Source organism: Actinomadura sp. 9N407, from assembly GCF_044326315.1.
Taxonomy (GTDB): domain Bacteria; phylum Actinomycetota; class Actinomycetes; order Streptosporangiales; family Streptosporangiaceae; genus Spirillospora.
This window is the reverse complement of record NZ_JBIRAW010000017.1, coordinates 97,544-112,381: the sequence shown is the minus strand read 5'-3', so window position 1 is coordinate 112,381 and position 14,838 is coordinate 97,544. Positions and strand designations below refer to the sequence as shown.

General features: G+C 69.9%; 17 protein-coding genes. 9 read left to right on the top strand and 8 right to left on the bottom strand.

What is annotated here, in order from left to right; translation table 11 throughout:
- Positions 1–34: 34 nt before the first annotated feature.
- The 7 genes from ACH34Q_RS25830 to ACH34Q_RS25800 all read right to left on the bottom strand — a co-directional run bounded on the left by ACH34Q_RS25830 (position 35) and on the right by ACH34Q_RS25800 (position 7,501).
- On the bottom strand, positions 35–406 hold the full coding sequence (locus ACH34Q_RS25830) for a hypothetical protein (RefSeq protein ID WP_395985640.1): 372 nt from the start codon (positions 404–406) through the stop codon (positions 35–37).
- A gap of 50 nt (positions 407–456) precedes the next feature.
- Entirely contained in the window at positions 457–927 is a 471-nt protein-coding gene (locus tag ACH34Q_RS25825; RefSeq protein WP_395985639.1) for a MarR family winged helix-turn-helix transcriptional regulator, read from the bottom strand.
- Between the two features lie 200 nt (positions 928–1,127).
- Positions 1,128–2,684, bottom strand: a complete 1,557-nt coding sequence (locus ACH34Q_RS25820) for an acyl-CoA synthetase (protein ID WP_395985638.1) — start codon at positions 2,682–2,684, stop codon at positions 1,128–1,130.
- A 34-nt stretch (positions 2,685–2,718) separates the two neighbouring features.
- Complete coding sequence (locus ACH34Q_RS25815; protein WP_395985637.1) at positions 2,719–3,876, bottom strand: thiolase domain-containing protein; 1,158 nt, start codon at positions 3,874–3,876, stop codon at positions 2,719–2,721.
- A gap of 68 nt (positions 3,877–3,944) precedes the next feature.
- Positions 3,945–4,985 carry a thiolase domain-containing protein gene (locus ACH34Q_RS25810; RefSeq protein ID WP_395985636.1) on the bottom strand — a complete coding sequence of 347 codons (1,041 nt, stop codon included), beginning with the start codon at positions 4,983–4,985 and terminating at the stop codon, positions 3,945–3,947.
- 28 nt (positions 4,986–5,013) lie between these two features.
- Positions 5,014–5,946, bottom strand: coding sequence for a Zn-ribbon domain-containing OB-fold protein (locus ACH34Q_RS25805; RefSeq protein WP_395985635.1), 933 nt, complete (start codon positions 5,944–5,946; stop codon positions 5,014–5,016).
- On the bottom strand, positions 5,936–7,501 hold the full coding sequence (locus ACH34Q_RS25800) for an acyl-CoA synthetase (RefSeq protein WP_395985634.1): 1,566 nt from the start codon (positions 7,499–7,501) through the stop codon (positions 5,936–5,938). Before ACH34Q_RS25800 ends, ACH34Q_RS25805 begins: the two co-directional genes overlap by 11 nt.
- A gap of 149 nt (positions 7,502–7,650) precedes the next feature.
- Here ACH34Q_RS25800 and ACH34Q_RS25795 point away from each other — a divergent pair, with 149 nt between their 5' ends.
- From ACH34Q_RS25795 to ACH34Q_RS25780, 4 genes are all read left to right on the top strand, one after another.
- On the top strand, positions 7,651–8,463 hold the full coding sequence (locus ACH34Q_RS25795; protein WP_395985633.1) for a crotonase/enoyl-CoA hydratase family protein: 813 nt from the start codon (positions 7,651–7,653) through the stop codon (positions 8,461–8,463).
- A gap of 151 nt (positions 8,464–8,614) precedes the next feature.
- Positions 8,615–8,917, top strand: a complete 303-nt coding sequence (locus ACH34Q_RS25790; RefSeq protein ID WP_395985632.1) for a DUF6247 family protein — start codon at positions 8,615–8,617, stop codon at positions 8,915–8,917.
- Positions 8,914–9,174, top strand: coding sequence for a hypothetical protein (locus ACH34Q_RS25785; protein ID WP_395985631.1), 261 nt, complete (start codon positions 8,914–8,916; stop codon positions 9,172–9,174). The genes ACH34Q_RS25790 and ACH34Q_RS25785 overlap by 4 nt, the downstream gene beginning before the upstream one ends.
- Positions 9,175–9,301: 127 nt before the next feature.
- Positions 9,302–10,144, top strand: coding sequence for a glycerophosphodiester phosphodiesterase (locus ACH34Q_RS25780; protein WP_395985630.1), 843 nt, complete (start codon positions 9,302–9,304; stop codon positions 10,142–10,144).
- A gap of 13 nt (positions 10,145–10,157) precedes the next feature.
- Here the strand turns inward: ACH34Q_RS25780 and ACH34Q_RS25775 are convergent, their stop codons facing one another.
- Positions 10,158–10,745, bottom strand: coding sequence for a Uma2 family endonuclease (locus ACH34Q_RS25775; protein ID WP_395985629.1), 588 nt, complete (start codon positions 10,743–10,745; stop codon positions 10,158–10,160).
- Positions 10,746–11,019: 274 nt separating this feature from the next.
- Here ACH34Q_RS25775 and ACH34Q_RS25770 point away from each other — a divergent pair, with 274 nt between their 5' ends.
- From ACH34Q_RS25770 to ACH34Q_RS25750, 5 genes are all read left to right on the top strand, one after another.
- Entirely contained in the window at positions 11,020–11,364 is a 345-nt protein-coding gene (locus tag ACH34Q_RS25770; RefSeq protein WP_395985628.1) for a YciI family protein, read from the top strand.
- 5 nt (positions 11,365–11,369) lie between these two features.
- Positions 11,370–12,632, top strand: coding sequence for an RNA polymerase sigma factor (locus tag ACH34Q_RS25765; RefSeq protein WP_395985627.1), 1,263 nt, complete (start codon positions 11,370–11,372; stop codon positions 12,630–12,632).
- A gap of 17 nt (positions 12,633–12,649) precedes the next feature.
- A complete protein-coding gene (locus ACH34Q_RS25760; protein WP_395985626.1) occupies positions 12,650–13,279 on the top strand; it encodes a maleylpyruvate isomerase family mycothiol-dependent enzyme in 630 nt (209 codons plus the stop codon).
- Between the two features lie 22 nt (positions 13,280–13,301).
- Positions 13,302–14,222 carry an RNA polymerase subunit sigma-70 gene (locus ACH34Q_RS25755; RefSeq protein WP_395985625.1) on the top strand — a complete coding sequence of 307 codons (921 nt, stop codon included), beginning with the start codon at positions 13,302–13,304 and terminating at the stop codon, positions 14,220–14,222.
- A gap of 94 nt (positions 14,223–14,316) precedes the next feature.
- Complete coding sequence (locus ACH34Q_RS25750; RefSeq protein ID WP_395985624.1) at positions 14,317–14,688, top strand: hypothetical protein; 372 nt, start codon at positions 14,317–14,319, stop codon at positions 14,686–14,688.
- Positions 14,689–14,838: the final 150 nt, after the last annotated feature.

Here is a 14,838-nt window from a genome sequence, read left to right as displayed (position 1 = left end):
CCTCCACCGGCCTGCCCGGAAGTGAGCGGGGTGCTTAGCGGCCGTCTTTGGCGACGCGCATGGCCCAGGCGACGAGCGGGGCCTGGAGCGGCAGCCTCCCGTACGCGATCGCGCGCTGCGGGAGGGGCCGCCGCCGCCAGTCATAGGCCATCTTGACGTTGGCCGGGAAGACGGCCGCGAACAGCGCCGCCGTGGCGAACGCACCGGCGCGCCGGGTCTTCGGTACGGCGATCGCGGCGGCGCAGGCCAGTTCGGCCACGCCGCTGGCGTACGTCCAGGCCCGGGGGCTGCCGGGCAGCCGTCCGGGGACGATCGTGTCGTACGGCTTGGGCGCGACGAAGTGGGTGGTCCCGGCGGCGGCCATGAGGCCCGCCAACGCGTACGCGTTGCGCGTCGAGGAAGACATGGGACGCACGCTCTCACAGCGGCGGACCCGCGAGGAGCACCGACTCCGTATTACGGCATATGCCGGACTCGGTCGATGAGGCCGGGCATCGTCTCGTTGCTGTGCCGCATGTAGTCCGACAGCGCGCGCAGCTGCGTGTCGGAGTAACCGGCCAGGTGCTCGCCGAACTCCTCGGCGATGGGCTCGAAGTAGCGCGCGTACCGTTCGGCGTTCTCGGGGACCAGCTCGACGATCACCCGCCGGCGGTCGTCGGGATCCCGGCTGCGCCTGACGTAGCCCGCCTTCTCCAGCCGGTCGATCACCGCGGTGATCGCACCGCCGGTGGTGATCCCCATCATCTGCGCGAGCCGTCCCGGTGTCTGCGGGCCGTCCAGCGACAGCGCGTTCAGGCACTGCGCGTCGGTGACGTTCAGGCCCGCCTTGCTCGCGGTGGTGTGGTGCAGCAGCACCGTGTAGAGCGTGCTGCGCTGCATCGCCTCCCGCAGCTCGGCCACCGCCCGCTCGCGTTCCGGGGTCGACAAGCTCCCACCTCGATCTCCCTGTCTCCCCGGGAGCCTAGTGCCTGCCTCAAGCGGCCCCGGCCACCGCGCGAGCGCGTTACCTGCACGGGTGAGGCGACGCCGGAGGCGAGCCTCACCCGTGCAGATCGCGAAGCGATGCCGCGCTCGCCCAAGATCCGGTCACGATGCGAGCCGCCAGGCGAGCACCGTGGGCCGGGTCTTTAAAACTGGGCCTTCGCCCAGCGGTAGTCGGCCTTCCCTGCGGGCGAGCGCTTCATCTCGGTCACGAACGCGTAGGTGCGCGGCACCTTGTAGCCCGAGAGGTTCTCGCGGCAGAACGCGTCGAGGTCCTCGGGCTTGGGGGTCTCCCCGTGCGGCTGGATGACCGCCGCCACCCGGAACCCGAACCGCTCGTCCGGGATGCCGGTGACGACCGCGTCGAAGACGGCCGGGTGCCCCTTGAGCACGGCCTCGATCTCCTCGGGGAAGACCTTCTCGCCGCCGGTGTTGATGGCCTGCGAGCCCCGTCCGAACACCGCGATGCTGCCGTCGGCCTCGACCGTGGCGATGTCGCCGGTGAGCAGCCAGCGCCGCCCCTCGACCTCGGGGAACGTCTTGGCCGTCTTCTCCGGGTCGTTGTAGTAGCCCCGCGCGATGTAGCCGCTGCGGGCGACCTGGCCGAGCACGCCCGAGCCGGCCACGACGGGCTTGAGCGCGTCGTCCAGCACGGCGACGTTCTCCACGTCGGCCTCGAAGCGGAGGCCCTTCTCGGGGCTGGAGCCCGAGACGGCCGCCGCCGTGGACCCCGACTCGGTGGAGCCGAACCGGTCCATGATGATCACGTTCGGCATCGCCTCGGCCAGCCGGTCGCGCACGGTGCCGCTCAGGATCGCGCCGGTCGAGACGAACGCCAGCAGCGAGGACAGGTCGTACGGCGTGCGCTCCAGCTCCTCGACCATGGGGATGGCCATGGCGTCACCGGTGATGGTCAGCGAGTTGACCTTCTCGCGCTCGATCGTCCGCCAGATCCCCACCGCGTCGAACTTGCGGACGTACACCAGCGTGGCGCCGATGAACCAGCCGATCCAGCTGCCCACCTGCGCCGCGCCGTGCATCAGCGGCGCGATCGGCATCATCACCATCGGGCCGCCGCTCACGGCGTTGCCCACCACGTCCTCCGGCCGGTCCGGGCGCGGCAGCGCGGGGTTCCAGAACGCGATCAGCATGTCCTTCAGGCCCCACATGACGCCCTTGGGCATGCCGGTCGTGCCGCCGGTGTAGACGATGTAGGTGTCGTCCTCCGACCGGGCCGGGAAGCCCCGGGTGTCGGGCTGGGCGGCCAGTGCCTGCTCGTACTCCACCGCGCCCGGGACGCTGGACGCCCCGCCGACCGCGATCAGGTGCCGCAGATCCGGTGCCTGCGCGACGGCGGTGGCCACCCGGTCGTCGAACTCGACGTCGTACAGCAGCGCGACGCTGTCGGAGTCGCGGAAGATGTAGAGCAGTTCCTTCTCGACGTAGCGGTAGTTCACGTTGATCGGAACGGCCCTGATCTTCAGGGTGGCGAGCAGCGCGACGGCGTACTCGATGCCGTTGTAGAGCTGCATCGCGACATGCTGGCCGGGCTTGACCCCGGCCGAGAGGAGATGGTGCGCGAGCCGGTTGGCCTGCGCGTCCACCTCGGCGTAGGTGAGCCGCCTGTCCGCGCAGACGAGCGCGACGCGGTCCCCAATCGCGTCGGCGACTCCCTCGAAGATATCGGCGTGGTTGAACTCCATCGGACGGCCTCCGGAGGACGAGGGGTGGGTGGTGCTAGGGCTTTTCCGATCCGACGATCCACATCGAGTAGAACTGCGCGCCGCCGCCGTAGGCGTGCCCGAGGGCCCGGCGCGCGCCGTCCACCTGATGGTCGCCGGCGAGTCCGCGTACCTGCAGCGCCGCCTCGGCGAACCGGATCATGCCGGAGGCGCCGATGGGGTTGGACGACAGCACGCCGCCCGAGGCGTTCCACGGGATGTCCCCGTCCAGCGCGGTCGCGCCGGCCTCGGTCAGCTTCCAGCCCTCGCCCTCGCCGCAGAACCCGAGGTTCTCCAGCCACATCGGCTCGTACCAGGAGAACGGCACGTACACCTCGGCGCAGTCCAGCTCGCGGCGCGGATCGGTGATCCCGGCCTGCCGGTACACGTCCGCCGCGGCGTCCTTGCCGGCCTGCGGGCTCACGGTGTCACGGCCGGCGAACCCCATCGGCTCGGACCGCATCGACGTCCCGTGGATCCACGCGGGCTTGTTGGGCGCCTTGCGCGCCGCGTCCTCCGACGACAGCACCATCGCGCACGCGCCGTCCGACGAAGGGCAGGTCTCCAGGTAGCGGATCGGCTCCCACAGCATCGGCGTCGCCTCGACCATCTCGCGCGAGATGCCGGGGATCTTCAGATGCGCGACCGGGTTCTTCAGCGCGTTCTGCCGGTCCTTGACCGCGACCAGCGTGCCGATGTGGTCGGGCGCGCCGGACCGCCGCATGTAGGCGCGGATGTACGGGGCGAAGTAGCCGCCGGCACCCACCACCAGCGAGGTCGTGTACGGCCCGTTCACCGTCAGCGCCCACGTCGCGTTGGACTCGGACTGCTTCTCCCACGCGACGGTCAGCACCCGCTCGTGCACGCCGCTCTGGATCAGCCCGGCCGCCACGATCGCGGTCGACCCGCCGACCGAGCCGGCCGTGTGCACCCGCATGATCGGCTTGCCGTTGGCGCCCAGCGCGTCGGCCAGGTACGCCTCGGGCATCATCATGCCCTCGAACATGTCGGGCGCCTTGCCGACGACGACGGCGTCGATGTCCTTCCAGGTCAGCCCGGCGTCCTCGAGGGCCTTGACGGCCGCCTCGCGCAGCAGCCCAGCCATCGACACATCGAGCCGCTTGGTCTTGTACGTGGTCTGACCCACGCCGATGACCGCGCACGGGTTACCCATTGTGAAGCTCCCGGTTGATGACGTGGTCTGACCCCGAGCCCACCGATTCGGCGATGACCGCGCAGGGGTTACCCATTGTTGTCTCCCGAAAGGACGCAGACGAGGTTCTGCTGCAGGCACGGCCCCGAGGAGGCGTGGCCGAGCGTCCGGTTCGCCGAGCCGTCGTGGATGCGGGCCGCGGCCTCGCCGATCCGGATCAGCCCGGCGGCCATCATCGGGTTCGCCGACAGCGGCCCGCCCGACGGGTTGACCGTGGCGCCCTCGCCGAGCCCGAGCGCCTCGCGCAGGATCAGCTCCTCGTGGCTGAACTGCGCGTGCAGCTCCGCCACCTCGATCCCGGTCGCGCCCGCCTTCTCAGCGGCCAGCCGGGTCGACTCGGAACGGGACAGGTCCCTGACTCCCGGCGAGTGCGCCTCGGCGCGGTGGTCGATGCCGCGGATCCACGCGGGCCGTTCGCACAGCTCGCGCGCCTTGTCACCGGTGGCCAGCACGATCGCGGCGGCCCCGTCGGTGATCGGCGCGACGTCGTACGGGCGCAGCGGCGCCACGTCGTAGCCGGTGTCCTCCGGCTCCGGCAGGTGCACCGCGAACGGGTTGTCCCGTCCGGATGTCCGCGACCGCGCCGCGACCGCGCGCAGATCGTCCTCCTTGGCCCCCGAACGTTCCATGTACGCCCTGGCCTGGAGTGCGGCCAGCGAGACCTGGTCGACGCCGAGGGGCGCCAGGTAGTACGGGTCGAGCTGCTGCGTCATGACCTCGCGCAGATCGTTCTGGGTCGACTTGCCGAACCCGTACACCAGGGCCGTGTCGATCTCGCCGTGCTGGAGCTGGACCCACGCCTCGTACAGCGCCCAGGCCGCGTCCATCTCCACATGGCTCTCGGCGATCGGCGGCCACGCGCCGACCGTCTCCAGGGCCGACACGAACGCGAACGGCCTGCCCTCCAGGTAGTCGTTCGACCCGGAACAGGTGAACCCGAACCGCTTCAGCCCGGTCCGCTCCTTGATCCCGGTGATCACCGGGGCCAGCAGCTCGATGTCGGAGAACCCGGCCGGCTCCGCGGCGTGCACACTCTGCACGAACGCGACAACGGCGACGTCTCTGCTCATTTGCTCGCTCCGCTCGCAGCGACCGTACTCATACGAAATCCTTGATCGCGTCGTAGGGGGCGTCGGGCTCGTCGAGGGGCTCGAACCACTTGATGTTGTTCATGGTCTTGCCCCACTCCTCGCGCGGGCGCCACGCGGCCTTCACCCGCATGCCCTCCCTGACCTGGTCGGCGGGGATGCCGGAGACCAGGCTGAGCAGCGGCACGCCCGCGCCGTCCAGCAGCACGTACGCCGACACGAACGGCACCTCGGGGGCGCGCGGGTCGGGCAGGTTGTTGACCGCGTACGTGGTGACGGTGCCGGTGTGCGGCAGCTCCACCTCTTCGGTCGTGGGGACGCCGTCGCGCGAGCACAGGCCCTTCATCGGGACGATGACCTCGCCGCAGACGTCGCAGCGGTGGCCGAGGATCCGGCCCTCGGCGATGCCGTCCAGGAACCGGCTCAGCGCGCGGCCGGGCTGCAGCCGGTACTCCAGCCGGGTCGGCGAAGTGATCATCGTGACCTCGGGGAGGAAGCACGCGATGTCGCCGATGGCGCCGGTACGGTCCGTACGCCACTGGGCGCGCACGCGCATCCCGGTCCGCAGTTCCTTGGGCGGCTCGGCGCCCTCCTGGAACACGCCCATGTCGAGCGCGTGCAGCATCGCCGTGTCGGCGCCGTCCGGCTGGACGAGCGCCCAGGCGAAGGGCCGGTCGAGCGGGTGGGTCTTCAGCGGCCGCGGCACCCAGGACCAGGTCTTCACCGTGCCGACCGGGCCGACCTCGACGAACTCGCCGGTGACCTCCTCGCCGTCGGCCGGGTCGTACTCCAGCGGCGGGAACAGGACCTGGCCGGCGGCCGTCCGCACCCCGACCAGCCGGCCGTCGCGCAGCTCGCTCAGGAACCGCCCGATGACCGGCCCGACCGAGCGCGTGTAGCCGCCGGGGAACTCCAGGACATGGTTGGGCGCCTCAGATGGCACGCTCGTGGTCCTTCCAGTACGGGTCGCGCAGCTTGCGCTTGAGCAGCTTGCCGTTGGGCTCGCGCGGCATGACCTCGATGAAGTCGATGGTCTTCGGCCACTTCATCTTGGCCAGCCGGCCCTCCAGCGAGGCCAGCAGCTCCGCGGCCAGTTCCGGCCCCGGCGCGATGCCCGCGGCGGGCTCGACGACCGCCTTGATCTGCTCGCCCCACTCCTCGTCCGGGATGCCGAACACGGCCACGTCCGCGACCTTGGCGTGCAGGATGATCTCGTTCTCGATCTCGGCCGGGTAGATGTTGGCGCCACCCGAGATGATCATGTCCGACTTGCGGTCGGACAGGAACAGGAAGCCGTCCTCGGTGAGATAGCCGATGTCACCGACGGTGAAGTGGTCCTTCAGCCGGTTCTTCTGCGTCTTCTCCTGGTCGCCCTTGTACTCGAACTCGACCCCGGCCATCTTCATGTAGATGGTGCCGGGCGTTCCGGTGGGCACCGGCTCGCCGTCGTCGTTCACGATCAGCAGCTCGCTGATCGGCCAGGCGTTGCCGACCGTTCCGGGGTGCGCGAGCCAGTCCTGCGGGCTCGCGATCGTTCCGCCGCCCTCGGTGGCCGCGTAGTACTCCCAGATACAGTCGCCCCACCAGTCCAGCATCTGGTGCTTGATCGGTACGGGACACGGAGCCGCCGCGTGGATCGCCCACTTCATCGACGACACGTCGTACCGCTCGCGCACGTCCTTGGGCAGCGACAGCAGCCGCTTGAAGTGCGTCGGCACCATGTGCGTGTTGGTGATCTCGTACTGCTGGATCACGCGCAGGCAGTCCTCGGCCTCCCACCGGTCCATGTAGACCAGCGTGTGGCCCATGTTCAGCGCCGTACCGCCGAACTGCGTGACGGCGGTGTGGTAGTTCGGCGAGGTGATCAGGTGCGCCTGCGGCGCCTGCCCGGCGGGCCGGCCCGGCGGGATGCCGAACAGCCCCAGCAGGAACGTCAGCAGCTCCGCGCTGTCATCGGGGTCGAGCCCCATCAGCTTGCGCCGCACGCCCTTGGGCTGCCCGGTCGTACCGGACGTGTAGTGCATGGTGGCGCCGTTGCTGCGGTCGGCCGGCAGCGAATCGGGCTGCCCCGCGACCAGTTCCTCGTACGGCCGGAAGCCCTCGACGGCGCCGATCGCGAACCGCCGGCGCGGGTCGATGCCCGACTCCTCGGCTCCGCGCGCGCCCTCCGCGGCGTACCGCTCGTGGACGATGAACGCCTTGGCCTCGCTGTCGGCCACGATGTAGCCGATCTCCGGGCCGGTCAGATGCCAGTTGACGGGCGTGTAGTACCAGCCGGCCTGCAGCGCGGCCAGGTACAGGACGAGTCCGTCCACACCGTTGGGCACGAGCCCGCAGATGCCGTCGTTCCGTTCCAGGCCCAGATCGCGCAGCCCGTGCACGAGCCGGTTCGCCCGGCCCAGCAGCTCGCCGGCGGTGTACTCGGTACCGTCCGGGTCGACGGCGGCGATCCACTCCGGGTCGGCCTGTGCCAGCCGCCAAAAACCCAACGACCCCATCGGTTCTCCTCGGTGATCGCGGCGCACCCCACAAGGGTGCCGGGGGGCAAAGTAGATCACGTTCTCGTTTTGATCGGCAAGACCTGTTGACGAGCCGAACCTGTTACTAGAATCTGTTCTTGTTTTATGACCGGTTGAGTGGAGGAACGATGGCCGAGCGACTGCCGATCAGCACCGAGCACTGCACCGTCGAGCAGGACGGGCACGTCGTCATCGTGACCCTGAACCGACCGGAGGCCCGCAACGCGCTGAGCGGGTCGATGCTCATCGGGATGGCCGACGCCTGGGCCTACATCTCCGAGACCCCGGAGGTACGCGTCGGCATCCTGACCGGAGCCGACGGCACCTTCTGCGCGGGCGCCGACCTCAAGGCCATGGGCACTCCCCCATCCGACCCCGCCATCCAGGCGCGGATGGACAAGGTCCCGAACTACCACTGGAAGGGCCTGCTCCGCGAGGCCCGTCCCACCAAGCCGCTCATCTGCGCCATCGAGGGCTACGCCGTCGCCGGCGGCACCGAACTCCTCACCGGCACCGACCTTCGCGTCGTCGCCGAGGGCGCCACCCTGGGCCTGTACGAGGCCAAGCGCGGCCTGTTCCCCATGGGCGGCAGTGCGATCCGCCTCCCCCGCCAGATCGGCTACGCCGCCGCCATGGACATCATGCTCACGGCCCGCGCGGTCACCCCGCGGGAAGCACTGGACATGGGCCTGATCAACAAGATCGTCCCCGACGGCCAGGCCCTCACCGCCGCCCGCGAACTCGCCGACCAGATCGCCGCCTGCGGCCCCCTGTCCGTCCAGGCCATCCTGCGCACGTACCGCGAGACCGCGCACCTCTCCGAAGAGGACGCCCTCAAGATCAGCGACGAGATCGGCTGGCCCGTCTTCGCCTCCGAGGACGCCAAGGAGGGCTCCAAGGCCTTCAAGGAGAAGCGCCCCGCCGTCTTCCAGGGCAAGTGATCACCAGACCGCGCACGGTAGACTACCGAGGGTGAGCAAAAAGCAGCCCCCCGTCCAGAAGTTCGCCGAATGTCCCCGGCGCCGACGCTCGCGAGATGTCCACAGCAGAGACCCTCTGGAAGACGAACGCCTCGAAGGTAGGCTCGAAACCATGAGCGCCCAGCCCGTGGACCCGGCCCACCGCCACGATCCTGGCGACGATCCGGCCGCGATCTACAACGCCCTGCCGCACTCGTTTCGCAAGCAGTTCCGCGATGAGTACGACGCTGCCCTCGATGCCGCTCATGACTTCGAGCGGTATCGCCAGATTCGTGAAGTCGTGCGTCAGTGGCGGCTCCGCGCGATCGCGTACTCCGGCCCGTACTTCGAAGAGGGCGTCCGAGCCGCCTTGGAGGGCCGTGACGACGAGTTCGTAGGTGCCGATCAGATCGATGGGTGGGCCGGCCGGCTGTGACCTACGAGTTCGGAGGATTCTTCGGACGAGCGCTGTACGAACTGAACGGGCTGCCGGATGAGGTGCGGCACGGACTGCTGTTCGAGCGAATCCTGCAACTTCTCGACGCGCCTTGGGACGCCGTCCCGATCCGGCCTGGTCAGACCGCCGAGCGCCACGCCTTCTTCGGTCATGGCGACAGTCACGGGATGATCACGTTCATCATCGATGACGACGCCAAGGTGCTGAGGTTCACGGACATCGTCTGGCTCTGCTGAGCCCGATGGCCGAACGAACCTAGGGCGACGTGCCACGCACCGTCCTTCGACGCGACACCGCGTGTTGACGAGGGCGCCATCGAGGACCGACACCTTGATCGCGATGTCGTCCTACGAAAGGCCCTCCATGCGAATCGCCGCCCTGCGCGTCGCCCTCGCTTCCATGATCGGCCTGCCGGTGCTGATCGTCTCGGCCGTCCCGGCCAGTGCCGCCGGAGCGGACGTGATCGCCCATCGCGGGTCGTCCGGTGTCGCCCCCGAGAACACCGCGATCGCCGTCCGTACCGCGATCCGGCAGGGCGCGGACTCCGTGGAGATCGATGTCCAGCGCACCAAGGACGGGCGGCTGGTCAACTTCCACGACTGCACCATGGAACGGACCACCGACGTCGAGCAGCGCTTCCCCGGCCGCGCGTCGTACCGCGTATCGGACTTCACCTGGGACGAACTGCGCACGCTCGACGCCGGCTCGTGGTTCCACGAGCGCTTCGCGGGCGAGCGCGTCATCTCCGTACGCCAGGTCATCGGGCAGGTCCGGGGCAAGACCGGCCTGCTGGCCGAGATCAGCCCGTGCGCGCACTACGAGGGGCTGCCGGACGATCTCGCCGGCGAACTTCGCGCCGTACCGGGGGGCTACCTGCGCAAGGAACTCGCCAAGGACCGGCTCGGCGTCCAGTCCTTCGAGGTGGACGACGCCCGGCGCTTCCACGACCTGCTTCCCCAGGTCCCCGTCGGCGTGCTCGACGCCGAACGTCCGACCGACACCGAACTGGTCGCCCTGAGCAAATGGGCCGACGACGTGAACCCGCAGCACACGGTGACCAACCAGGCCCTGGTCGACCGGGTCCACGGTCTCGGTATGGGCATCAACGTGTGGACGGTCAACGAGCCCGGCGCCATGCGCAAGATGCTCGGACTCGGAGTGGACGGGATCATCACCGACTACCCGCAGTCCCTCACGCAACGCTGAACCGGCGACGGGCTCAGGCGAACTCGCCCGTGTCGAGGGTGAAGGAGAACGGCTCGGGCAGCTCGACCGGCTTCCCAAAGCCGACGCGTACATCCTCGCGATAGTCCTCGGCCGCCTGATCGGGCTCGTTGAACAGCGTCACCGTCTGCTCCGAGCGGTCGACCAGCAGGTAGAGCGGAATGCCGGCCTTGGCGTAGCAGTGCCGCTTCACCCCTCGATCACGCTCCGGCTTGCCGGAGGTCACCTCCACCACCATCAGCAGGTCGTGTGGGGGGATCCACGGGTCTTCGACCTCGAACACGTCGAACTCGAGAGGGGCGAACACCGTGTCCGGGATGAGGAGGTTCTTCGTGCACCGCTCCCCCCGGTCCAGTCGCAGGCCCACCTGACCGGCGAAGTCGATGGTCGCGGCGTGATCCCTGACCTGCATGATGATGCGAGCCACGATCTTCTCGTGCTTGGCGAACGGGGGTGGCGACACGACGATCTCTCCCTCGATGAACTCCGCGCGATAACCCTCCGGCGTGTCCAGTTCCAGGAAGCCGTTCAGAAGCCGCTGCTCCTCAACGCACCGCGGATCATGCTCCATGTCAGCGGCCATGCCACATCCCCTCTTGCTGCGCCTCCAGCATAGGGACCTGGTCGGCCTCGGGGGCGTAGGGCAGGCTACGAGCGGTCGCTGACATTGAGCACCTCACAGTGATCGGACCGACACACCGGGTATCGACCCTAGCGTCCGACTACGGTCCGCTAGCGAAGATTCGGCCAGGTCGGAAACCGAGTGGCGTCCGGATGTCTTTTAGGCGGCACCCTGTTCGTAGTGATGTCGTACGGCGGATCACGCCGGACGCACCACACCGCGACAGGAGACGATCATGAAGTACATGCTGCTGATCCACAGCCCGGCGAACATCGAGGACGCCACGTGCACCCCCGAGGACTGGATGAAGTACGACCAGGAGGTGCAGGGGGCGGGGATCGTGGTCGACTCGCACTCGCTGGCGGACCTGACCACCGCCACGACGATCCAGGTCGGCGCGGACGGTGAGCGCACCATCATCACGGACGGGCCGTTCGCCGAGACGCACGAGGTGCTCGGCGGCTACTACGTGATCGACGTTCCGGACCTGGACGTCGCGCTCGACTGGGCCGCCCGCTGCCCCGGCGCCCTTGACGGCGGCTCGATCGTCGTACGGCCGATCGCGGACTTCGGGGCCTGACGGCGATGGACGAGCGGACCGCGGGGCCGACCGTGGAGGCGATGTTCCGCGAGGAGCGGGGCCGGCTGCTGGCGTCCCTCGTCCGCCGCTTCGGTGATCTCGATCTGGCCGAGGAGGTCACCTCCGAGGCGATGGAGGCGGCGCTGGTGCGCTGGCCGGTGGACGGGGTCCCACCGAAGCCCGGGGCCTGGCTGATGACCACGGCCCGGCGCAAGGCCGTCGACCGGCTGCGGCGGGACAGGACCTACGCCGAGCGGCTGGCCGTCCTGCGGGTGGAGGCGGAACGGGCCGATTCCGCCCCGCCCCCGGACGCGGGACGGGACCTGCCCGACGACCGGCTGGAGCTGTTCTTCACCTGCGCCCATCCGGCCCTTCCGGCCGAGGACCGGGTGGCGCTGACCCTGCGGTGCCTCGGCGGGCTGGAGACGCCCGAGGTCGCCCGCGCCTTCCTCGTCCCGCCGGCGACGATGGCCAAGCGGATCGTGCGGGCGAAGAAGAAGATCAGCCAGGCGCGCATCCCGTTCCGGGTGCCCGGTGCGGACGAGCTGCCGGGACGGCTGCCCGGAGTGCTCCAGGTGCTCTACTCGATCTTCACCGAGGGGTACGCGGCCAGTGCGGGCCCGGATCTGCAGCGGCTCGACCTGGCGGAGGAGGCGGTCCGGCTGGCGCGGATCCTGCGCCGGCTGCTGCCGGACGAGCGGGAGGTCGCGGGGCTGCTCGGGCTGATGCTCCTGATCCACGCGCGGCGGGACGCCCGTACCGGTCCCGGTGGGGAGCTCATCCTGCTCGAGGACCAGGACCGCGGGCGCTGGGACCGCGCGATGATCGAGGAGGGCCGGGGGCTGGTGATCGTCGCGCTGACCGGTGGCGGGCCCGGCCCGTACGGGGTCCAGGCCGCGATCGCCGCGCTGCACGACGAGGCCGAGGACGTCGCGAGTACCGACTGGCCGCAGATCGTGGCGCTCTACGACGTGCTGCTCACGCTCATCCCGTCCCCCATCGTCGCGCTGAACCGGGCCGCCGCCGTGGCGATGCGCGACGGCCCCGAGGCGGGCCTGAAACTGCTGGACGGGCTGGCCGGCGAGCCGCGGCTGCGCGGCCACCATCCCTATCCGACCGCGCGGGCGGACCTGCTGCAGCGGCTCGGCCGGCCCGCCGAGGCCGCGGCCGCCTACCGGGAGGCGCTCGGCCTGGCCGGTACCGAACCCGAGCGCGCCCACCTGCGCCGCAGGCTGAAGACCGTCCAAGACGGTACGGCCACCACCTGACTGAGAAGGGGCCGAACATGGACAACGACAAGATCCTCGCCTGGACGAAGGCCGAACGGCTCAGCTTCGCCGACCTCCTCGAAGACCTCGACGAGCACGAGTGGCGGGTGGACTCGCTGTGCTCCGGCTGGACGGTACGCGACGTGGCCGCCCACCTGACCATGTCCACCCGCGACACGCTGCCCGGCATGATCAAGGGCATCGTCCGGGCCCGTGGCGACTGGAACCGGATGATGGCCGACCAGGCCCGCAAGCGCGCGGCCGAATTCGAGCCGGCGGATCTCATCGCGCAGATCCGCGAGACGGCCGGCTCCGCCAAGCGGGCTCCGTTCGCCGCCGCCCTGGACCCGCTCGTCGACGCGCTGGTGCACGGGCAGGACATCGCGCGACCCTTGGGGCGCGCACGCGAGATGCCTCCGGAGCCGACGATCGCGGCCATCGAACACGTCCGTGCCAGCGCCTTCTACGGCGCCCGGAAGCGCCTGAAGGGCATCACGCTGGTCGCCACCGACCTGGACTGGTCGGCGGGTGAGGGCCCGGACGAGATCCGCGGAACGACCGCCGACCTGCTCCTGCTGGCGTCCGGGCGGACCACGGGACTTTCCAGCCTGTCCGGACCTGGCACCGAACGGATGGCCCTGTCGTAGCCGGTCCGTACGATGTGGCGCTGTGGACGAGGGCGAATTCGCGGAGATGGCCGAGCGGCACCGGCATGAGCTCCGCGTGCACTGCTACCGGATGCTCGGGTCGTTCACCGATGCCGAGGACCTCGTCCAGGAGACGCTGCTGCGGGCCTGGCGGAAGCGGGAGAGCTTCGAGGGGCGGTCGACGTTCCGGGCGTGGCTGTACCGCATCGCGACCAACGCCTGCCTGGACGCCCTCGCGAGCCCGTCCCGTACCCGGGAGATGGCGGCGGCTCCGGCGCCGATGGCGGAGATCTCGTGGCTGGAGCCGTTCCCCGACCGGTTCCTGGACGAGCCGGGCGCGACGGTCGTGGAACGGGAGACGATCGAGCTGGCGTTCCTGGCCGCGATCCAGCATCTGCCGCCGAGGCAGCGGGCCGTGCTCATCATGCGGGACGTCCTGGGCTGGCCGGCCCCTCAGACGGCGGAGATGCTCGAGATGAGCGTCGCGTCCGTCAAGAGCGCCCTGCAGCGTGGACGCGGGACGCTGCGCGAGAACCTCCCGGAGAAGCGGTCGGAATGGACCGCACGAGCAGGCCTTGAGGAGCGCGAGGTTCTCCGCCGGTACGTGGAGGCCAGCGAACGCTCTGACCTGTCCGCACTGACGGAGCTCCTCAGGGAGGACGCCCGGCAGACGATGCCGCCGCACGGCCTGGTGTACGAGGGCCGCGAGGCGATCCTGGAGCTGTGGACGCCGGTGATCGAAGGCGAAGCGGCGTGGGGCGAGTGGCGCTCGCTGCCGATCTGGGCCAACCGGCAGCCGGCGGTGGCCAACTACGTGCGCCAGAACGGGGAGACCTTCACACCGGTGAACATCGACGTCCTCCGGGTGGACGGCGGGATCGCCGAGATCACCACCTTCGACGCGCACACCTTCGACCTGTTCGGACTGCCCGCCAGGCTCTGAAGCCGGCGCCCCTTATGGGATGTCCGGAAACACGCCCACCGTTTCCCACGCTCGGTCCGAGGCAGGCTCCCTGCGCGGAAGGAGCGTGACAGCAATGGCCGTATCCCTACTCCGGCGACGCAAGCGCACGAGCCCGGAGGGCACCGCCGGTCCGGCGACCGTGGTCGAGCGGAAGCCCTCCCGGTGGCGCCGCAGCCGCCCCAACCCGGTCAGCATGACGATCATGGCCGCGGGCTGGGCCGCAGTGATCGTCCTGGGCCTGGGCATGCTGCTCGTCTGGGGCGACGCCAATCCCGGCAACACCCTGGTCGACGCGACCCTGGACGCGGGACGCTGGCTGGCGACCCCGTTCCAGGACGCCTTCACCCAGACCGACCCCGAACGCCAGCTCTACGTGAACTGGGCGATCGCCGCCGGGGTCTACTACGTGCTGGCCCGCGTCCTGTCCTGGCTGACCCGCTTCTGAATCGATCAGCACGGTCACCGATTCCTTTTCGCCGGCCGCGCCGTCATAGGGCGGCCGACGCGAGAGGAGCGATCATGAACGAGGCCCCTGGACGGTGCCTGGGTCTACCCGGGCGGTGGCGGTTACGACTCCACGATGACCCGGGTGTCC